11 protein-coding genes are annotated in these 21,837 nt (G+C 39.2%); 3 read left to right on the forward strand and 8 right to left on the reverse strand.

Going from position 1 to position 21,837, the window contains the following annotated elements:
* The first annotated feature begins 182 nt into the window (after positions 1 to 182).
* The 3 genes from D0T08_RS21205 to D0T08_RS21215 all read left to right on the forward strand — a co-directional run bounded on the left by D0T08_RS21205 (position 183) and on the right by D0T08_RS21215 (position 7,261).
* A complete protein-coding gene (locus D0T08_RS21205) occupies positions 183 to 3,698 on the forward strand; it encodes a 3-coathanger stack domain-containing protein (protein WP_116984693.1) in 3,516 nt (1,171 codons plus the stop codon).
* A 203-nt stretch (positions 3,699 to 3,901) separates the two neighbouring features.
* A complete protein-coding gene (locus D0T08_RS21210; protein WP_116984694.1) occupies positions 3,902 to 5,455 on the forward strand; it encodes a serine hydrolase in 1,554 nt (517 codons plus the stop codon).
* 270 nt (positions 5,456 to 5,725) lie between these two features.
* Entirely contained in the window at positions 5,726 to 7,261 is a 1,536-nt protein-coding gene (locus D0T08_RS21215; RefSeq protein ID WP_116984695.1) for a M20/M25/M40 family metallo-hydrolase, read from the forward strand.
* A gap of 74 nt (positions 7,262 to 7,335) precedes the next feature.
* On the opposite strand, the gene D0T08_RS21220 is transcribed toward D0T08_RS21215, so the two are convergent.
* From D0T08_RS21220 to kdpA, 8 genes are all read right to left on the reverse strand, one after another.
* A complete protein-coding gene (locus tag D0T08_RS21220; protein ID WP_116984696.1) occupies positions 7,336 to 9,969 on the reverse strand; it encodes a cation-translocating P-type ATPase in 2,634 nt (877 codons plus the stop codon).
* 159 nt (positions 9,970 to 10,128) lie between these two features.
* On the reverse strand, positions 10,129 to 12,840 hold the full coding sequence (locus D0T08_RS21225) for an alpha-L-rhamnosidase (RefSeq protein ID WP_116984697.1): 2,712 nt from the start codon (positions 12,838 to 12,840) through the stop codon (positions 10,129 to 10,131).
* 466 nt (positions 12,841 to 13,306) lie between these two features.
* Positions 13,307 to 15,040 carry an ATP-binding protein gene (locus D0T08_RS21230; protein ID WP_116984843.1) on the reverse strand — a complete coding sequence of 578 codons (1,734 nt, stop codon included), beginning with the start codon at positions 15,038 to 15,040 and terminating at the stop codon, positions 13,307 to 13,309.
* A 108-nt stretch (positions 15,041 to 15,148) separates the two neighbouring features.
* Complete coding sequence (locus D0T08_RS21235) at positions 15,149 to 16,282, reverse strand: sensor protein KdpD (RefSeq protein WP_116984698.1); 1,134 nt, start codon at positions 16,280 to 16,282, stop codon at positions 15,149 to 15,151.
* A gap of 18 nt (positions 16,283 to 16,300) precedes the next feature.
* Entirely contained in the window at positions 16,301 to 17,359 is a 1,059-nt protein-coding gene (locus D0T08_RS21240; protein WP_116984699.1) for a porin, read from the reverse strand.
* A 128-nt stretch (positions 17,360 to 17,487) separates the two neighbouring features.
* A complete protein-coding gene (locus tag D0T08_RS21245) occupies positions 17,488 to 18,048 on the reverse strand; it encodes a K(+)-transporting ATPase subunit C (protein ID WP_116984700.1) in 561 nt (186 codons plus the stop codon).
* A gap of 7 nt (positions 18,049 to 18,055) precedes the next feature.
* A complete protein-coding gene (kdpB, locus tag D0T08_RS21250) occupies positions 18,056 to 20,098 on the reverse strand; it encodes a potassium-transporting ATPase subunit KdpB (protein ID WP_116984701.1) in 2,043 nt (680 codons plus the stop codon).
* 8 nt (positions 20,099 to 20,106) lie between these two features.
* Complete coding sequence (gene kdpA, locus D0T08_RS21255) at positions 20,107 to 21,834, reverse strand: potassium-transporting ATPase subunit KdpA (RefSeq protein ID WP_116984702.1); 1,728 nt, start codon at positions 21,832 to 21,834, stop codon at positions 20,107 to 20,109.
* Positions 21,835 to 21,837: the final 3 nt, after the last annotated feature.

Raw genomic sequence — 21,837 nt, forward strand, 5'->3', positions numbered from 1 at the left:
GGTAAAAATTCCATAAAAATTATTGTTATAGACCCAAAGTCTGGATGTCTTTGGTATGAGTGAAACTATCAAACTGCTCCTTAAAAAATTTCTTTGCAACATTCTAGTAGTAAAGCCCTATGCTCTTGTATAAAGGGAGCTGAAATACCATATAATTTTTATACCTAAAGTAACCCTTGCTTATGAAAAACATTTATCAGCCACTCTATCAAAGAATCTTACTTTTTTGTGTGCTATTGCTTGCTAGTCAACTCACTTTTGGTCAGCAACCCCCTCCTCCAACAGTGATAACTACCAGCCAGATTGTAGATTATGATGAGGAAATTACCTTGCAGGCATCCTGTGCTACCGGAACTCTTAAATGGTATGAAGATGTACTGGCAACCCCTGCATTAACTCTTTTGACCTTTAATGTTACCGAAACGAAGACTTACATCGCCGTTTGTGAAACTTCATGTGGTTGTGGTGGTAGCCCCTTGGAAAGTGACCCTGTTGAAATACTTATTACCGTAAATACACCTACAAATGTAACAACCGACAAGTCTATTTGCGATGGGACAAGTCTTGAATTATCGGCTCTTTGTCCTAGCGGAACTGTTACCTGGTACGAAGCCGATGAAACTACACTGTTGGTTAGCACAACGGTTACTCCCACCGACTCTCCCGGGCCAACTTCCTATTTTGTGAGTTGTGTTGATGGCTCCTACGAAAGCCCTAAGCAAGAAGTTAAAATTTATGTAAATAATACACCAGATCTTACTATTCCTTCAACTACAATGACTAGCCCTGTAGAGGCTTGTCTGAATAGTAGTATTACACTTGATGCTACTTGTCCATCAGGCACTGCGGTATTTTATGCAGGTAATAGCATAACGGAAATTGATCCTGATATTAGTAATTTATCAACAATTGGCGAAAATCATTATTATGTAAGATGCGAAAGTATTACAGATTGCCCTAGTCCATTTGTGGATATTCAAATCGACGTCAGTACTCCACCAACGCCTACAATCAATACTTTAGCGGACCCTGTCTGTCCTGGAAGTATTGTCGTACTGGACGCAACCTGCGATGCTGACTCTGATCCTGATTGGTATCTGAACGATGGAGTTACTCCTGTAATTAATCCTGGAGTAATGCCTGATACAACCACTACCTACAAAGTACGCTGTGTAAGCCGTGTGTTAATTAGCTGCTTTAGCCCATTTCAGGATTTTACAGTAACGATTAAAAGCGATATTACATCTCAACCTGCTTCCGTTTTGGCTTGTTTAGGAGATAACGTTACATTTACTGTCGGAATCGCAGGTACTCCAACTGTTATTCAATGGCAGAAAAGACAAGCTGACGGGACTTACACAGATATACCTTCGGCTACAACAGAAACACTTACTATTACCAATACGACTATAAATGATGAAGGTTATTATCGCCTTCGGGTAGTAGGCGAGTGCGACTTTTTTACTGAAGATGCCTTCCTTACTTTTCCTGAAACTATTATTTACAAGAATAAAGCGACTCCTGCAGGTACTCTGCCAACTGATGGATTTGGGTATGTTGCAGCTATATCTAATGGCTTTGCCATAGTTGGAGCACCAGGTAGATCGATGGATTTCAGTTTTGAAGCAAAGGGAGCTGCTTATATATATAAAATGGGCTCGGATGGGAAATGGTCTCAAACTGCACAATTGACCCCACTTGCAAGCGATGCTCTTCAGTATGGTGATTATTTTGGCACCTCAGTTGCCATATCCGGCGATTATGCTTTCGTTGGTGCACCATATAAGAATTTCTCAAAAGGGGTTGTGTTTGTATTTAAAAAGCAGGCAAATAATAGCTGGACACAAGTAGCTAAACTATCTGATCCATCTAGTACTGGTAATGAGTATTTTGGTGAGAATATATCTGCTTCTGGCGATTTTCTGGCTGTAACTCAAATGGGCGAAGATAGAGTCTTTATTTACAAAAAGGATAATACAGGCACATGGACCTATGATACAGATGTTGAAGATCCTTCACCTTCGCCTTCAAATAGCTTTGGAATGTCTATAGGTATTTCTGAAAATACTCTGGCAGTAGGTACTCCCGGTTTTGGAATAAATGGAGCTATACTTGTCTTTGAAAGAAATAATTCTGGAACATGGCAATTCAAAGATGCATTACCACCATCTGATCCGAGTTCCGGAATTGGCCTATCTACAGCTATAAGTGGTAATACTATATTGGCTACAAGAGTTTCAGGCTCTGGTTTCTTTGTGGAGGTATTTGAAAAAAATACGCTAGGTACGTGGAAGCGGAAAGGTGAATTGGTCGGTGATGGTGTAGATCCTGTTAGTGGATATGGCTACTCGCTTTCAATTCATGATAATATTGCAATAGTAGGAGCTCCGTTGAATTTTGATTATAGAGGGGCTGCAATAGTATTTGAGAAAAGTACTACAGGTGAATGGGTACAGAAAGAAATGATTATGCCGGATGACCTAATTGAGGATGACACATTTGGTTCAGATGTCGTGACAGACGGGAAAAATATATTGATTACGGCTTCACCTGGTGGGGGGTCTTCAGGAGGCCCTCCGCCCAGCATTTCTAATAAAGGCGCTGCTTATTTCTATAATTTATATACACCTCCTGCTGTTACAGTAGCATCAGTTGCTCAGGCAGCAGGTGTTTGCTCGGGACAGACTGCCACTTTTAATCTGACCGGCTTACCAGTTTCTGATACCTTTACAATTACTTACAAAATTGACGCAGGCGGAACTGATAAAACAGTTCTTGTAACTTCTGATGCTTCAGGTAAAACTTCGTTTACTGAAGGCTTGACTTCAGCAGATAATACCAAGATAATTTATATAACGAAGATAAAAAATGAGGCTACCGGTTGTGAAAAGGTCTTGGACGTCAACTCAACTATCGCAATAAAAGCTCCAACTTTGATTACAGAGCATCCGACACCAACAGGGGTTTGTGTAGGTGAAACAGCAGTGTTTGCCAGTGAAGCCACTGGAGAAGGTACGCTTGTTTTCCAATGGCAAAGACAAGCGCCGATCACGAATGGCGTAAATGGTCCACTTACTAATGACTTTGCAGATATTTCAGTACTGACCCTACCAAACCGAACATCGGCAGATAATGGAGCTACATATAGAGTAAAAGTAACCGGAGAATGTGGGGTAGCTATTTCTAATGACGCCATCTTAAATGTATACCAGAAAGCAGTTGTTAATATAACAGCTGGTCCTCCCGTATGTCCGGGCACTGCTGGGTCAGTATTATTTTCAGGAACTCCAAGTGCATTGGTTTATTATGAATCAGAAGGTAATACAAGGTTTATTATGTTAAATGCTGACGGATTGGCTACAGTACCTACAGCACCTTTAACGGCCTCAACTACTTTTACTTTAAAAAGTATTAGTATTGAAGGGAAATGTAACAGAGCATTATCAGGAAGTGTCGTAGTTCAGGTATTGCCTACAGGTACGAGTATTCCTTCTGCCCTTGTCTTGGTAAGCCCAACAGATGATGTTGTAGTAAGTGACGTTAAGACTTTATACGCACAAAATATTCAGGCGACGAATAAAATTAATACGGGGGGCAAAGCGGACAATCTAGCCAATAAATATGTTTTGCTTGAGCCTGGCTTTGAAGCTTCTCAGGGCAGTGTATTCCTGGCTAAAATTAGTGCTGCCTGCCCTTGATGTGATTGAATAAGCATATAAGTTTTTTAAGAACACCTCTCTTTTAAATAAGGAGAGGTGTTGTTTGTAGATACAGATCATTTGGACTGAAATGAGTTCTACCTAAGCTATTTTCTTGCAATTTCAGCTATTTTCGATAATCTTTGTTATATAGCAAGTTTCAAATCATTTCACTTCTCAAAACCTTAAAATGCTTTGTTTTTATGAAGAAGCCCCAAATACTCTTTCTGCTTTTATTTGCTTTAATAATTGTTCTTAACAACGCAGAGGCTCAGACAATTACTTCCACCGAAATTGATAATCTTGTTGAAAAAACACTTAAAACCTTTGGTGTTCCAGGTATAGCCGTAGCGGTAGTAAAAGATGGAAAAGTAATTCATTCAAAGGGTTATGGTGTGAGTTCATTGAATACTAAACAAAAGGTAGATGAAAATACCTTATTTGGTATAGCCTCCAATAGCAAAGCTTTTACGGCAGCGGCATTAGGAATGCTCGTTGATGAAAAGAAAGTGAAGTGGGATGACAAAGTCCGAGATTTTATTCCGGAGTTTAAAATGTATGACCCTTTTGTAACAGAAGAATTTACTATAAAAGACCTGCTAACCCATAGAAGTGGACTAGGCTTAGGAGCAGGCGACCTGATGTTCTGGCCTGATTCTAATAATTTCAGCAAAAAGGATATTATTCATAATCTACGTTATTTGAAACCCGTGTCAAGTTTCCGAACCAAGTATGATTACGATAATTTACTATATATTGTGGCAGGTGAAGTAGTAAAGCGTGTCTCTGGAATGGAATGGGAGGATTTCATTGAACAGCGCATTATTCAGTCTTTGGGAATGAGTCAAACAGCCGCATCATTCCGTAGATTAAAGAATAAATCCAATGTAATTGACCCTCACGCCCCTGTAGATGGTGTAGTAAAAGTAATCCGGAGAGATTGGAGCGAGGTAGCCAATTCAGCAGGAGGATTGTATAGCAATATTGTAGATATGAGTAAGTGGGCCATAGCACAGATAAATAAAGGCAAGTATGGCAATGGTAAACAATTATTCAGCGAAGAAGTTCATGATGAAATGTGGACACCACAAACCATACTCCCAGTGCGTGGTACGAACTCCTATAATACACACTTTGCCAGCTATGGTCTGGGTTGGAACCTAAGCGATGTAAAAGGATATAAACAAGCTTCTCATACCGGTGGTCTGGCAGGTATTGTTACACAAGTAACTTTGATACCGGAATTAAAACTAGGTATTATTGTATTTACTAATCAACAACAGGGAGCTGCATTTACTACTATTACGAATACTATTAAAGATAGCTATTTGGGGGTAAAAGGCATTGACCGTTTAAAAGAAAATAGTGATAGAGTAACACAAAGCTTTGCTAATGCTAAGAAAATTACCGACCAGATATGGAAAGATATTGAAGCACAACAGAAAAGTGCAATAAAGTTAGATAACAACCTCTTTACTGGCACTTATCATGATAAATGGTTCGGAGATGTGGAGATTGCCATGAAAAATGGCAAATTATGGTTTACTTCTAAACGCTCTCATTTACTTAACGGGGAAATGTTCCCCTATAAAGGCAATACCTATATTGTAAAATGGGTTGACCGAAGCCTGGATGCTGATGCTTATGTAATGTTTGATCTTGATAACAATGGTAAAGGCGCAGGTTTCAAAATGAAAGCCATTTCACCTCTTACTGATTTTAGTTTCGATTTTCAGGATTTAGATTTTTCGAGGTAAAAATATCTTCTAATGAAATTCAGTTTTTCTTAGGGGTTCAAAATTTTGAACCCCCACTTATTTTCACAACATCATCAGCATCACTATACTGAATATTTAATTTGCGGTAATAATAGCGTGAGAACAATTATCCCCATATCAACCATTAAGCCTTGTTAATCGCATATTATTCTAGGTTAATCTCAATATTTTGGATAGAAGTCTATGAATATCTAATTTTAGATTTCTCAAAGCAAATTGTAATAAATCAAACAAACTAAACATCTCCTCATGAAAAAATTACTACCCGTAATTGTGCTTTTCTGCATTTCCCTGGGGCTTAGTGCTCAGGATGAAAAAGTTGATCTTGAAATGGTTAAAAAAATCCGTCAGGAAGGCTTAAATAACTCTAAAGTAATGGAAATCGCTTTCAACATTACTGATGTAAGCGGCCCAAGACTCCAAGGCTCACCGGGGTTTATGCGTGCAGCCAATTATGCCAAAGGTAAATTAACAGAATGGGGACTGACAGATGCTAAACTTGAACCCTGGGGTGAGTTTGGCAAAGGCTGGGAACTGGAAAAAAGCTACCTTGCCATGACGGCACCCTATTATCGCCCGCTGATTGCTTATCCTAAAACCTGGACAGCCGGAACCAAAGGTAAATTGAAAGAAGCAGAAATCTTTTTGATAGATGAAACCGATACAACTGCCCTTGAAAACTATAAAGGCAAACTGAAAGACAAGATTATATTATTATATAAAAGCGATAAAATCACGCCATCATTCAAGGCAGATGCCAGTCGCTATACTGACGAAGAACTAGAGAAAATGGCAAATGATGCACCACAAACCCGCTCTCAACCTGATACTGCTTTCAGATCAATGATGGCTGCTATGAGAAGAAGTACCCTACTTTCGACCAAAACCAAAGAAATGGCAAAAAAGGAAGGTGCTCTGGCTTTATTAAGCATGAGCAATAGAGGTAAAGATGGTACTTTGTTTGTATCAGGCGGCGGTTCATACAAAGCTTCTGACCCCGAAAATTTGTTGGATATTATGTTGGCAGCCGAAGATTACCTATCACTTTGTAGATTAGCTAAAGCAGGTATTCCGGTGAAAATGGAGATTGACGTAAAAACCAAATTCTATTCACAAGATTTACAAGGATACAATGTAGTAGCTGAAATTAAAGGTACTGACCCGGCGTTGAAGGATGAAGTAGTAATGCTGGGCGCTCACCTGGATTCGTGGCAAAGTTCTACAGGGGCTACTGATAATGCCGCGGGTTCATCTGTAATGCTTGAAGCGGTTAGAATTTTGAAAACCCTGAATATTCAACCACGCAGAACTATCCGTATCGGTTTATGGAGTGCTGAAGAGCAAGGTTTGCATGGATCAAGAAACTATGTGAAAAATCACTTTACTGACCCTACTACCAAAAAGAGTAATGCTGAAGGTGATAAGGTAGCAGCTTATTTCAACATAGACAATGGTACAGGTAAAATAAGAGGTATTTATTTGCAAGGTAATGAAGCTTGTCGTCCGATATTCACTAAATGGTTTGAACCTTTCCATGATTTAGGAGCAAAAACAGTAACTATTCGTAATACTGGTGGTACCGACCACTTAGCATTTGTTGGTGTTGGTATTCCGGGCTTTCAGTTTATTCAGGACGAAATTGAATATAGCACTCGTACGCACCATACCAATATGGATTCTTACGACCACCTTCAACCTGATGATTTGAAACAGGTAGCCACTATTGTTGCATCATTTGTATACAATGCAGCTATGCGTGATGAAAAATTGCCAAGGAAGAAGTAATTCAGATAGATTAATAAAATTCAAATCCCTGCTGAAAGTATCAGCAGGGATTTAATTTTATCCGGTATCAGCTATTAATTTTTGTCTTTTTTATTAACTATTTCAGGTCTATTATCTTTTTCAGTTTTCTTTGTGAACAACAATTTAAGCAACTTCTCAGCCTCTACTGCCACAAAAACTAAAACTGCCATTAATACACAAATACCTACTTCTTGTAAAGACAATGGTTGTGTCTTAAAAGCGGTATTCATAAAAGGAATATAGACCACAGCCAATTGTAAAGCCATAGTAAGTGCTACTGCCCCGATTAATGCCCAATTAGAAAACAAGCCTTTTTGTTTAAATACGGAAGTATTGCTTCTGATACCGATTACGTGACCTAACTGGCAAAGACTTAATACTGTAAACACCATCGTTTGCCAATGTTCCAGATTATTAGCAATTGCCCAGGCCTCTGTACCCAAAGTAATAGCCGCCATAAATATCCCCATCCAGATAATATGATAGCCCACACCATCAGCAAAAAGACTTTGGTCTGGAGCTCGTGGGGGACGCTTCATAACATTCGCTTCTGCTTTTTCGTTGGCCAAAGCCAATGCAGGTAATCCGTCGGTCACTAAGTTAATCCAAAGGATATGAATGGGTAGGAGAGGGTTTTCTAATCCTAAAAAAGGCGCAATGGCAATAACTAATATCTCTGCACCATTACAGGTCATGATATACTTTACAAACTTACGGATATTGTCGAATATCCTGCGCCCTTCCTTAATAGCCTTAACGATTGTAGCAAAATTATCATCTAGTAGTATCATATGTGCGGCTTCCTTACTTACATCGGTGCCATTAATACCCATAGCAATACCAATATTAGCGGCTCGTAATGAGGGAGCATCATTAACACCATCACCCGTCATCGCAGCAAAATGCCCTTTCGATTGCAGTGCTTTCACAATTCTGAGTTTTTGGTCAGGAGAAACACGGGCATAAACAGCCGTTTCTTCTACCTGCGATAAGAATTTTTTCTCCGAAAGTTTCTCCAATTCCACACCTGTAATTGCAAATTCCCCCTCGTCTAGAATACCTAATTCTTTGGCTATGGCCTGAGCAGTGGCCGGATGGTCTCCTGTAATCATCACAGGTCTAATACCTGCTGTTTTACATTCGGCAATAGCTGCTTTGGCTTCTTCACGTGGTGGGTCAATCAACCCTGTTAATCCGGCAAAAATCAGATTCTTCTCAATATTTTCGGGAGTAATTTTTTGTGGTAATTTATCCAATATCTGATAGGCATAAGCCAAGACTCTGATACCTCTTTCAGCCCATTCTTCCGAAATATCTTTCAGTTGCTTCTCATCCTTTTTATCTTGGATAATTTCGGCGATTGCCTCGCTTGCTCCTTTACTGATAACCAGATATTTTTTATCATATTCATGAACGGTAGTCATACACTTGCGTTCTGAATCGAATGGAATCAAACCAACGCGTTTATACTTTTTAAAAAGAGAGGTATATTTTTTATACGATAATTCTTCTACAATATGTCCTGTCAAAGCAAGTTCTGTAGCTTCCCCAATAGGTTTGTCCTGCTCTTCAAACTTTACTTCATGGTTGAGTAGCATGCCCAGTTTCAGCATGGATAACCCTTCTTCCAAAGTCTCAATTTCCTGTTCATGCTTTTCCACCAGGTGCATTTTGTTTTGGGTCAATGTGCCTGTCTTATCACTACATATATAGGTGACAGAACCTAAGGTTTCCACCGCAGGCAATTTCCTGACCAAAACATTCTGCTTGGCTAAGCGTGAAGCACCCCTTGATAAAGCCACTGTAATTAAAGCAGGTAAGGCTTCGGGAATAGCTGCTACAGCCAAACTTACCGATAAAAGCAGGATTTTGAACGTTTCTTCACCTCTTACCAAACCGGAAACGAAAAGCACTACGCAAATACCTAAAATGATATAGGAAAGGTTTTTGCCAAACTTGGTCATGCGGGCTTGTAGCGGAGTAACCGCTTCTTTTTCCTGTAGAAGTCCGGCTATTTTCCCCAATTCGGTATTCATACCGGTCCGCACTACTAAGCCTTCTGCTTTACCATTGGTAACCAAAGTGCCTTTGAAAGCCATATTCAATTGGTCGCCTAAAGGAATACTGTTTTCTTTTAATTCATTAATTTCTTTATCCACAGGAACTGATTCGCCTGTCAGGGATGATTCATCAATACGTAAGGCATTTACTTCGTAGAGTCGGATATCTGCTGGCACCACATTGCCTGCTTCAAGTACCACAATATCACCGGGTACCAATTCTTTCGATTCAATCTCGTGGGGTTTGTCATCACGTATTACCTGTGTTTTGGTAATGCTCATTTTCTTTAGGGCCTCCATTGCCTTTTCGGCTCTGAATTCCTGAATAAAACCGACAACTGCATTGAGAATGATAATCACAAAAATGATAATAGTATCTGCCAGATCACCAAAAGCACCTGAGAGAATAGCGGCACCAGCCAACACTAATATCATGAAGTCTTTAAACTGATTGAGAAAAAGAACCCAGGTAGGTGTCCTCTTTTTTTCTTCTAGTTCGTTATAACCGTCAGTCTGTAAACGACTACCGGATTCCGCGGCTGAAAGTCCGGCCTGAGAGGTGTTAAATTGTTTGAATAGGGACTCAATGCTCTCTTGATAGAAGAGAACTTCATCAGTTTTTTTCATAAAAGTTTAACGTGCTTTAATTGGATTTATATTTACAGCAGTGGTTATAAGTGTGTTTTCAATATTATGAGCGTGAATATAGTACTTATACCTGGAATATAAAGGAAATGTCAGTGTAATCTGATAATTACACTGACATTCAACTGAAATTATATTTTCTTATTTTATATCAAACGAATAGCTTCCAGCCTGCAAAATAAACACTACCGTTTTCAAATTACCATCCTCACCTTTAATCACAGTTCCTCTAATTTCTCTTCCATTTTCATAAACTAATTGATTGGCACCCATATTTAAACGTAGGGTAGCTGTAGTATTAGCCGGAGTTGTGAAATTATAAGTAATAGTATTGTCTGTTCTTTTCCAAGCTGATACAATCGTTCCATGTGGGCTATCATGCTTTGCTTCAAAACTTTGCAAGTCTTTTACAAAGTGGGGTTCTAATAATACATTTTTAAAGCCCGGGAGTTTTTCGTCTGGTTTAATACCTCCTAAAGCCTTATATATCCATGCCCCAATCTCTCCAAACATAATATGGTTCATTGAAATATCTGATTTGGCATCAATTGGCCAGTTTTCATAAAGGGTTGTAGCTCCATTTTTTATCCACCAACCCCATGAAGGAAACGTTTCCTGAGAGGCCATAGTATAAGCCAAATCAGCATAGCCATTTTCACTCAAGGCATTCAGAATTGCCTTAGTACCTAATAAACCTACATCAATATGGTTATTATCTGCTTTCACTCTTTCAGCAAGCGCAGCAGCTACTTTGGCTCTCATATCATCAGGCACAACTCCCCATTGCAAAGGCACACTTAATTCAGTTTGAACTCCACTGCCGTAAATGCCTTTCTCTTTATCTAAATACTTCTCATTAATCGCATTTCTGATTTTCAGCGCCAAGCCTGCATAATATTCTGCATCAGCAGTTTTGCCTAATAGTTTAGCTGTTTTAGCTACAATACTTGCATCAACAAAATAATAAATTGATGAAGTAAACTCAACCGGTGTTTTTGATTTCACGGGTACCCAATCTCCCAAGCCCCAGGTCGTCAGGTGCTTTGGCGCAATGGTCTGAATATAATCTACATAGTGCTTCATATTATCGTAGTTATCCGTCAATATCTTCGTATCACCATAAAACAGATAGACATTCCAGGGAATAATGGCAATTGTGCTCGTCCAATCAGGCCCATTGCCCCATTCATAACCCCAACCGCCTGTTGGTATAATTGAGGGCAAAATGCCATTCGCTTGTTGTTCATCCCGATGGTCAGCCAACCATTTTTCGTAAACTGTGATGCCATCAAAATTATATAAGCCTGTCTCGCTGGCAATGTGCGCATCACCAGTCCAACCGTTTTTTTCTCGCTGAGGGCAGTCAGTAGGATAACCAAAAAGATTAGATAAATAAGCATTATTGGTAGCCAGCCAGATTTGATTTATAGTTGGGTTTGAAGTCGTGACCTGTCCCACCGGAGTTACATCGCTATGCATAAAATATCCTGTCAGGCTTTCTTTGGTTAATTCAAGCGGCTGTTGACAAGTTAGCTCCACATATTGAAATCCTTTATAATTGAAATGGGGCATAAAAGTTTCTTCTCCTTTACCATTAAGCGTATAAATATCTACCTGAAAAGGGTCCTGATTATCGGTGGGACGATAGTGTATATCAATATTCGACATATCAGCTGATCCATCAGGATTCAAGCGCTCAGCATGTTTCAGCCTTACTATTGCGCCTGCTACACCTTTTACTTTTAACTGACTGACTCCTGAAATATTTCTGCCTAAATCAAATAGATAGGTTGTATCATTCAGTTTTTTTAGACTTTTGGCTGGTATTTCTTCCATATTTCTGACAGGTACCATCGCTTGTGCTACAATGTTTTGTGAAGGAGAAGTCCTGAAAATTATATCTTTCCAAGCGTTATCGTCATAAGCAGGTGTATTCCATCCTTCTTTTGCCAGACGGGCATCCTGATGTTCCGCCGTATAAATACTATTAAAAATAATCGGGCTTAGCTCTGTTTTCCATCCTTTCCCACTAGAAATCACCTCTTCAGTACCATCTTCATAGGTAATCCGTAAATCCAGACAGAAAGTTGGCCGATTTCTCCAGGGAGCTTCATGAAAATACCATACGGCTGTAGATTGGTGGTTGTACCAGCCATTGCCTAATAATACGCCAATGGCATTTTTACCACTTTGCAGATTAGCCGTCACATCATAAGTTATATATAAAGTTCGACGGTCAAAACGGGTATACATAGGGTCCAGGCGATGATTGCCTATTTTTTGTCCGTTAATATACAATTCATATAAACCCGCAGCAGCTATATATGCTCTTGCTGATTTGATTGTTTTCTCTGTTGAAAAGCTCTTTCTGAAATAAGGTGCAGGCTTAGTTTTTACATCTCGGCTATCGCTAATCCAGGCACCTTTCCAGTTTTGCATGTGCATCATACCCATTTCAAAACTACTCACCGGAGCTGGGAGAGCCTTTATACCATCTTTGTCCCATACCACCACTTTCCAGTAATATTTGGTAAATGGCTTTAAAGCTTTGCCTTTATACACTACCAGATTATTGCCTGCAACTACCTTGCCTGTATTCCATTCACCACCAATCTCCTGCACTACTTTCATCGAATCAATATCAACAAGTACCTGAAAGGCCGTTTGCCTAGCACCTTTTCTATTATCTGTAATTACCCATGTAAGACGTGGGCTGGGATTATCAATCCCTAGCGGATTTTTTAGGTATTCACACTTTAGATCATCTGACTGGATAGGGGGTAGAGCGAAAGAATTGAAGGTATAGATAAATGAAAAGAAAAGAAAACTGATGAATGTAAAGGTATATTTCATAAGAAAGCGATTGAATAAGAAATTCTATATATACTGGTGTAAAAATAAAGAATGTCTGATAATGTTTAGGAATTTTGTTCTGGAAATATCATTTGCCTTATAAAGTTCTTTATCCAACACTTTTCTTATACTACAGCCTATCAAATTTATTATAGCCAACGCCAGCCCCGTTGTATTTGATGGGGTAAAATTGCTCTTTAGCCAACTATTTAAGTATGAAATTGTATAAGTGACTACATTTGAGAAAGAAATTATTTCGGTTTGTGCACATACAATTTAATTCTTAACCGCTTCCATCGCCGGCTAATTCAGATTAATCTGTTTTTTCCCATGCAGCGAAATCTGTGCATATGTGGCCTGTGCATGTTTGATGGTATTGTTTAAATGTTCTAGAGTTATCTGATACAGCCCATTTAATTTTGGAGGTCATTGAAATGAAGAAGATTAACTAGTGTAATTGATAATTTTAAGAAGTTAATAGCTTAAAATAAAAAGTGCTGCCCATTCCAATTTCGCTCTCAACGCCTATTGTACCGTTTTGTGCTTCAATAAATTCCTTACTGATGGCAAGGCCTAATCCGGTGCCGGTCTTTATACTCCCCGGTACCTGAAAATACTTATCAAAGATTTTGTCTTTGTATCGTTTTTCTATGCCTTTGCCCTGGTCATTGACTGAGAAATTAACTAGTTTGTCTTGTTTTGTAATTTTGATTATAATTTTACTTTGTTCAGGAGAATAGTTTATAGCATTCGTCAGAAAATTGATAAGTACCCAGGCAGTTTTTTCGGTATCAGCTTTTACATCCGGCAGGTTTTCTTCTACATCGCTCAATAACTGTATTTTCTTTTGCTCTGCTGTTACTTTTACAGCCTCTGTGGCATAGTTCAGAATCTGATATGGGGTACTTTTCTGAATATTCAATTGAATATTACCCGTTTCAACCTGCGACAGGTTCAATAATTCGCTTGTAATCTTCAGTAATCGCTGACTATCATCCTTAATACTATCAATCAATTGCTTTTGCTGATGGTTAATCTCGCCTGTTTTTTGGCTTTCCAACAATTGTGTACTCATTTTGATAGAAGATATTGGTGTCTTCAACTCATGTGAAATAGTTGCAATGAAATTGGTCTTGGCAAAATCTAATTCTTTGAATGGTGTAATATTTTTCAGAACTATCACGTAACCTATATGTCTTTTCTCTTTTTCGCCTGTTGGCATAATGGCAATATCCACAACTTCTTTTTCAAAGTAGCTTTCTTTGCTATTAGCAAAAATCTTAATAGGTTGTTTTTTCTCTTCTTTGTTATTGTTTTCCGGCATTATTAAATCCTTTACTAAAGAGCGCACTAAATCATTTACTAAAGATACATCCTGCACCTGCTGCCCAATCACCTGTTCGGATTTTAGCCCTGTTACTTTCAGGGCTTCATCATTGGCGAAGAGTATTTTCTTGTCTTCGTCTAAACCGATTACAGGATCCTGCATATTGTTGATAAGCGTTTCGATCCGCTTTTTTTCAAATAGTAGTTGAGATAAATTGCTGTTATTATACTCTTCCAGTTTTTCTGCCATTGTATTGAACGACTTTGCTAATTCTCCAAACTCACTATGATCTTCAAAATACACACGTTGAGAATAATCGTTAGCCGCAATCTGCTTGATACTTTCGGTTAGTTTTTTGATTGGATTGGCAATATTGCTGGGGAGATTAATCAGTAAAGTGAATGCAATCACAAAACAGAGTGTACCCGTAATGGCAATTCCGATGGTTGATGAGGCCGCTGTTTGCTTAGCCACATCACTTTTACGCTGAATAGCTTCCATATTCAATCGCATGATTTCAGCGATGTCTTTACGAATCAATAGGTGAGTAGTTCTATCAAAATTATTGATCTTCAAAGCTGCAAAGTGTTGACGGAGATTCTGAGTTGCTTCTTTTTCTCCTATCTCCGTAATATTAGCCTGCTGCTTGTATAGATTCTCTTCAATTTTCCTTATAGCAACTTTATCAATGCTTAATTCATCAAGCGCCATCAACATATTGCGGGAATATTCAAGGGTATTATAGTTGGCAACTAAAATATTCTCCGTGTCATTTTTCAAAGCATTGATAGACTTTGTTCCTACATAGGTAAGCAAAGTAATCAATATAAAAAGTAAACCCACACCGAGGGTCAATTTAGTCCTGATTTTCATTTTATTTAATTTTACCTTACCCCCTAGCCCCCTCTCCAACAGTGGAGAGGGAGGATGAAGTTTTGAATTAAATGCGCCCCCCCTTTAGGGGTTAGGGGCGGCTTTGCGCTACGACAATATCACCACATCAATATCTACAAAAGACAGTTTCTTTAGCAATTCATTAAAAATATTAGTCGACAGAATCACATTAAAAAGATTCAAATGCGGCTTGCCTATGCATAAGGTTGTAATCTGCCTTTGTTCGGCTATCTCCATAATGCTTTTTGAGATATTACTACTTTCAACCCTGATAATTTCTGAGCCTAATTGTGTGGCTAATTTAAAATTATTAATCAGGTGCCTTTGTTTATCCAATGCAATTTTATCCGGGCTTTCTTTCGGTGTTTGCACATATAGCACAAACCATTTACTATTATAATAACTCGCCAATCGGGCAGTTTTCCTGATAACTGTTTTGGCAGTCTGTTCGTTGCTACTGATACAGGCCAGAAACTTCTCATGCCTGATGGCCGTATTTTTAGATACTTCGGTCTCAACTTTTCGTTCGACCTGACTCGCCACTTCTTTCAGAGCCAGCTCCCTTAATTGCAATATCTGTTCAGATTTAAAGAAGTTATTTAGTGCCATCTGGACCTTGTCAGCAGTATAAATTTTACCCTCTTTCAGGCGCGTAATTAATTCATCGGCTGTTAAATCTATATTTACTACCTCATCTGCAATGCCTACTATGCTATCAGGGATTCTTTCTTTTACCTCAATACCCGTTATTTCTTTTATCTCTTCATTCAGACTTTCAATATGTTGGATATTGACCGCACTGATTACATTAATGCCTGCTTCAAGTATCTCTAGTACATCTTGCCAACGTTTTTCGTTCTTGCTGCCCTCAATATTGGTATGAGCTAATTCGTCAATAATTACCACTTCTGGTCTTAGATTAATGACAGCCTGTACATCCAGCTCTTCTAACTCTTTTCCTCTATAGAATATTTTTCTGCGAGGAATAATGGGTAAACCTTCCAGTAAATCGTGTGTTTCCTTACGTAAATGCGTTTCGATATAACCTATTTTTACATCAATACCATTCCGTAACAAAGAATGAGCTTCTTGCAGCATACGAAAGGTTTTACCTACCCCGGCACTCATACCAATATAGATTTTGAACTTTCCTTGTCTTGATTTTTTGATTAAATCCAGGAAATGCTGTACGTTTTCTTCTTTGTTATCGGTTGTTGACATGAAGTTTTACAAATGAAATTAAAAACTAAAATACAAGGCGCTGGTTAAATAAAAATTCTGATTTTTATCAGCAAAGATTTTGTCTTTACTATGAAAAACTCTTCCCTCAACACGCCATAGCAGATTATCAATAATGGCGTAATCAAAGTCTAGAGAATAACCAAAAGTTTGGAAACCATTTGGAGTACCTGTGGTAATAATCACCTCATCTTTATCCTGATAATACTCTGCTCGAGCAACAATTCTGACTTTATTGGTGGCTGCATAGCGGGCAATAAGGATAGGCGTTAACCAACTATTATATTTGGAACTTTTATTCGCTTTTTGCTCAAAACCAATGTCAAAACCTGCAATAAGCCCCAGTTTCTCATTTAATTGAAATTGCCCGTAGAAATTATTGAAATATCGCCATTTGATTACACTATCCGGTTGTTCATTACCCGCGTAGGTACTCCAATTGAATGTTATATTCGTATTCGGTTTATAAGTCAGTTGCGTACCAAAAGCAGGAGTCTGATTGCCCTGTACTCTTTGGATACGCTGCCATCCGTTTAGAACCAGCCCTGCCATATACCATTTTTCATTGGTTGAGGTAAAAGACAATTTTACGCCGGATTCGTAGTAAGGAGAATTTTCTGCGAGCAAGCTTCTGGTTAAGCTCCATGAGTCTTTACCAATAGCACTTTCAAAGCCGATGTGCGATGACATCACACCTGTATCAATCCATAAATTACTTTTCGTTGAAATTTTTACCCCGACATTAGCTTCGTAAAGATTCTTCAAAAGTCCTTGTTCTGCTGCCAAATTATATTGAGCATAAGTACCAACCATAATTCCTACATTGGCTCGTAGTTTATCTGTATTATAACTTGCTTTTAATAATCCTAGATTTAGATTCAACTCATTGTGTCGGTTGTGATTATACAGAAAAACTGATTTTTCGTGATTAGCCGGATTACTGAAATCATAACTATAATACGTTTCTATATAACCCGAAAAAGTCAATGCTTTCGGTGTTTCCTGCGCATTAGCTTTCAAAGCCATGAGAGCTAATACTGTTAAAAATAGGTTTTTCATTTTGTTGTACTTAAGTTTTTAAAATTTTACCACAGAGGCGCACTGAGTTTTGCACAGAGAGAAGTTAAAATCTGTGCAACTCTGTGCCAAACTCCGTGTTACTCTGTGGTTAATTAAAATAGTCGGCATTATTTCAACCCATCCAAAGCCACGTTTAACTCCAAAACATTAATGGTTTCTGGACCAAATATACCTAAAAGTGGTTTCTGTGTATATGAATTGATAAGAGCCATAACTTTAACTTCCGGAATCTTTCGTGCATCTGCAATACGTTTTATCTGGATTCTTGCGGATGCCGGAGAAATATCAGGGTCTAAACCACTACCTGAGGCCGTAACCAGCTCAGAAGGGATTTGCGATTTTTCTATTTTTGGATTGTGCACCAAGAATGTATCAATTCTTGCCTGAACAGTTGCCAGATAATCTGCATTGGTTGGCCCTTTATTGCTTCCGGCAGACCCTGTTGCATTATAACCCACTGCTGATGGACGGCTCCAGAAGTATTTGTCATTTGTGAAAGACTGCCCCAGTTTTTGATAACCCACTGTTTTTCCGTTTAACTGTATGATTTCTCCTTTTCCGTGATTTGGTGCTAATTGTGCTATACCAGTTATGAGAAGCGGATAGACGACTGCGAATAATACCATACTTACCAGAGTAAGTCTGATAGCTGAAAATAATGTTTTCATGATTGTTTTAGATAAAAAGTGATACAGCGAGGTCGATAACTTTAATGCCAATAAATGGCACTATAATACCACCCAAACCATAGATTAATAAGTTGCGGCGAAGAATAGCGCTTGCACCGATAGGTTTATACGCAACACCTTTCAAAGCCAATGGAATAAGTAACGGGATAATGATTGCATTGAAAATAACCGCTGAAAGAATAGCGCTTTCAGGACTATGCAAACCCATGATATTTAAACTCTGCAAGGCAGGAATTGTAGCAATAAACAAGGCCGGAACAATGGCAAAGTATTTGGCAACGTCATTAGCAATTGAAAAAGTAGTCAAGGTACCACGAGTCATTAATAACTGTTTGCCTATTTCTACAATCTCAATCAGTTTGGTTGGGTCATTATCCAAGTCTACCATGTTACCTGCTTCTTTGGCGGCTTGTGTACCGCTATTCATGGCAACTCCTACATCAGCCTGGGCCAGGGCAGGGGCATCATTCGTACCGTCACCCATCATGGCTACGAGTTTACCCGATTGTTGCTCTTTGCGGATATACTGCATTTTGTCTTCTGGTTTGGCTTCGGCAATGAAATCGTCTACGCCTGCTTTTTCTGCTATATATTTGGCAGTTAATGGATTATCTCCGGTAACCATTACTGTTTTTACGCCCATTTTGCGCAGCCGCTCAAAACGCTCCTGAATACCTGTTTTGATAATGTCCTGTAGCTCAATTACGCCTAAAACCTTTTCATTCTCTGCCACAACCAGCGGTGTGCCTCCATTGCTCGAAATACTTTTGACTCTTTCTCCGGTTTCAGCGGGAAATACATTTCCTGCTTTTTCAACCAGTTTTTTGATGGCATCGTAAGCTCCTTTGCGAATGCTTGTGTCATCAAAATCAATTCCCGAACTACGGGTTTCTGCAGTAAATTTGATAAAAACAGGCTTACTTATTTTGTAGGTAGATGGATCCACATCTGCCAGTTCGATGATTGATTTACCTTCGGGTGTTTCATCAGCCATAGAACTTAAAACTGCGGCTTTAATAAAGTCCTGCTGATTTACTCCTTTAATAGGGTAGAAGTGCGTAGCCTTACGGTTACCTATGGTAATTGTGCCGGTTTTATCCAAAAGTAGCACATCAATATCCCCAGCGGTTTCAACAGCTTTACCTGATTTCGTAATTACATTTGCACGCAAGGCTCTGTCCATTCCAGCTATACCAATGGCTGATAAGAGTCCACCAATAGTAGTGGGTATCAGACAGACAAAGAGTGAAATAAAAGCAGCAATGGTAATTGGTGTTTGCGCATAATCAGCAAAAGGTTTCAAGGTTACACAGACAATGATAAAGATGATAGTAAAAGCTGCTAATAAGATAGTCAAAGCAATTTCATTTGGCGTTTTCTGACGGCTTGCTCCCTCAACTAAAGCAATCATTTTATCCAGAAAACTTTCGCCCGGTTGTGTGGTTACAACTACTTTGATTTTATCAGATAATACCTTTGTACCACCTGTCACACTACTTTTGTCTCCACCCGCTTCACGAATTACCGGGGCAGATTCACCTGTAATAGCGCTTTCGTCTATGGTTGCTAAACCTTCAATAATTTCTCCATCATTCGGAATGATGTCTCCTGATTCACATACAAATACATATCCTTTTTTCAGTTGAGAAGATGGTACAATCAGTATTTCGTTCAGATACATTTCGCCCACAGTCTGAATAACCTTGGCAGGTGTTTCTTCACGGGTTTTCCGTAAGCTGTTGGCTTGTGCCTTACCTCGTGCTTCAGCTAGAGCTTCGGCAAAATTGGCAAAGAGCAAGGTAGTCAACAGAATTAAAAAGACTATTATATTATAAGTGAGACTACCCTGATTGGCAGCACCTAAGAATATGGCAATACAAACAAACAGCATAATAACTGTCCCGATTTCAACCGTAAACATAACAGGGTTACGAAACATGAGTCGGGGATTGAGTTTGATAAAAGACTGCCCGATGGCTTCTCTTACCAATTGTCTGTCAAATAGCGAGATTTGATTATTTCTGGTCATGGGATTACTTATTTAAATAGAGTAAAATGTTCTGCCAATGGGCCTAAGGCCAAAGCAGGAAAAAATGATAGGGCAGCAATAATACCTATCACAGCAAGCGTCATAATGGCAAAAGTGGATGTATCGGTTTTCAATGTCCCGGCACTTGCAGGGATATACTTTTTGTTTGCCAGTAAACCTGCAATAGCCACTGGACCGATAATCGGTAAGAATCTGCTTAGAAGAAGCACTATACCTGTTGTAATATTCCAGAACGGATTATTATCGCCAAGACCTTCAAATCCACTACCGTTATTGGCCGCACTCGATGTATATTCATACAGCATTTCAGAGAATCCGTGATAACCAGGATTATTGAGCCAGCCAGTAGCGTTTCCGTTAAACCACCAACCCATTGGAGTGTCGTTGGCAGTTAGGTAGGCCGCTAAAGCAGAACCAACCAGAATCAATAAGGGATGAAGAATGGCGATAATAGCGGCAATTTTTACTTCTCGCGCTTCTACCTTTTTACCTAGAAACTCAGGTGTACGACCTACCATTAAGCCTGAGATAAATACCCCAAGAATGATAAAAATGTAATAGTTTAAGATACCAACTCCGCATCCTCCGTAAAAGGCATTTATCATCATACCTAACATCTGCATAGCACCTGAAAGCGGCATACTGCTGTCGTGCATACTATTGACAGACCCAGTTGAAATAACAGTCGTTGCAATGCTCCAGTAAGCTGAAGCGGCTGTGCCAAATCTTACTTCCTTACCTTCCATGCTTCCGGTTGGTTGTACAACACCTAAATGTTGTATGGCAGGACTTCCGTTGATTTCTGCAATGACCGTCGGAATAGTGAGAGACAAAAAGCCAACTGTCATGACTCCAAAGATCGTCCAGGCTAGTTTTTTGCGTTTCAGGTAATAGCCCAAAGCAAAGATGAAAGCAAGCGGGATAATCATCTGAGAGAACATTTCCAGAGCATTGGTAAAGTAATTAGGATTTTCGAGCGGGTGAGCAGAGTTTGCACCAAAGAAACCCCCGCCGTTAGTGCCGAGATGCTTAATAGCAACAAAAGCAGCTACCGGACCTCTTGAAACCTTCATCGAATCACCTTGCAAAGTAGTAATGGTATCTTTTCCCTCAAATGTCATCGGCGTGCCATTGAAAACTAAGAGTGCAGAAACGATAATGGATAGAGGTAGAAGTATACGAGTACAACTTTTTAAAAAGTAATTATAGAAATTACCCAGCTTTTCTGCCTGACGATTGCGCATGGCATTGAAGACAATAACGCAAGCGGCCATACCAGTAGCTGCTGAAACAAAGTGCAGGTACATCAGGCCAATTAATTGTGTCAGGTAAGAAACCCCTGTTTCGCCTGAATAGTGCTGCAGGTTACAGTTAACAACAAATGAGATAGCGGTATTAAATGCCAGATCGGGTGACATGGAGGGATTGCCATCAGGATTCAACGGTAACCAACCCTGATTCATCAAAATAAACATACTCAGAAGAAACCAGATAAAGTTGATGCTTAGAAGGGCAGTTAAATGTTGTTTCCAGTTCATTTCCTGACTAGCATCAATACCACTGATGCGATAAAAAAGCTTTTCAACGGGATTAAAAACAGGGTCAAAGAAAGTCTGTTCACCTGTATAAACCTTGGCCATGTATTTTCCAAAGGGAATGGCCAGTAGCAGTGTGACCACAAATAGGGCAATAATGCCTGATATTTCATTGTTCATGAG

This window comes from Emticicia sp. C21 (assembly GCF_003418935.1).
Classification (GTDB): domain Bacteria; phylum Bacteroidota; class Bacteroidia; order Cytophagales; family Spirosomataceae; genus Emticicia.

Bases quoted from the DNA above. Each gene is read 5' to 3' on its own strand.
- D0T08_RS21205 (WP_116984693.1), top strand. From the start codon at position 183: ATGAAAAACATTTATCAGCCACTCTATCAAAGAATCTTACTTTTTTGT.
- D0T08_RS21210 (WP_116984694.1), top strand. From the start codon at position 3,902: ATGAAGAAGCCCCAAATACTCTTTCTGCTTTTATTTGCTTTAATAATT.
- D0T08_RS21215 (WP_116984695.1), top strand. From the start codon at position 5,726: ATGAAAAAATTACTACCCGTAATTGTGCTTTTCTGCATTTCCCTGGGG.
- D0T08_RS21220 (WP_116984696.1), bottom strand. From the start codon at position 9,969: ATGAAAAAAACTGATGAAGTTCTCTTCTATCAAGAGAGCATTGAGTCC.
- D0T08_RS21225 (WP_116984697.1), bottom strand. From the start codon at position 12,840: ATGAAATATACCTTTACATTCATCAGTTTTCTTTTCTTTTCATTTATC.
- D0T08_RS21230 (WP_116984843.1), bottom strand. From the start codon at position 15,040: ATGAAAATCAGGACTAAATTGACCCTCGGTGTGGGTTTACTTTTTATA.
- D0T08_RS21235 (WP_116984698.1), bottom strand. From the start codon at position 16,282: ATGTCAACAACCGATAACAAAGAAGAAAACGTACAGCATTTCCTGGAT.
- D0T08_RS21240 (WP_116984699.1), bottom strand. From the start codon at position 17,359: ATGAAAAACCTATTTTTAACAGTATTAGCTCTCATGGCTTTGAAAGCT.
- D0T08_RS21245 (WP_116984700.1), bottom strand. From the start codon at position 18,048: ATGAAAACATTATTTTCAGCTATCAGACTTACTCTGGTAAGTATGGTA.
- kdpB (WP_116984701.1), bottom strand. From the start codon at position 20,098: ATGACCAGAAATAATCAAATCTCGCTATTTGACAGACAATTGGTAAGA.
- kdpA (WP_116984702.1), bottom strand. From the start codon at position 21,834: ATGAACAATGAAATATCAGGCATTATTGCCCTATTTGTGGTCACACTG.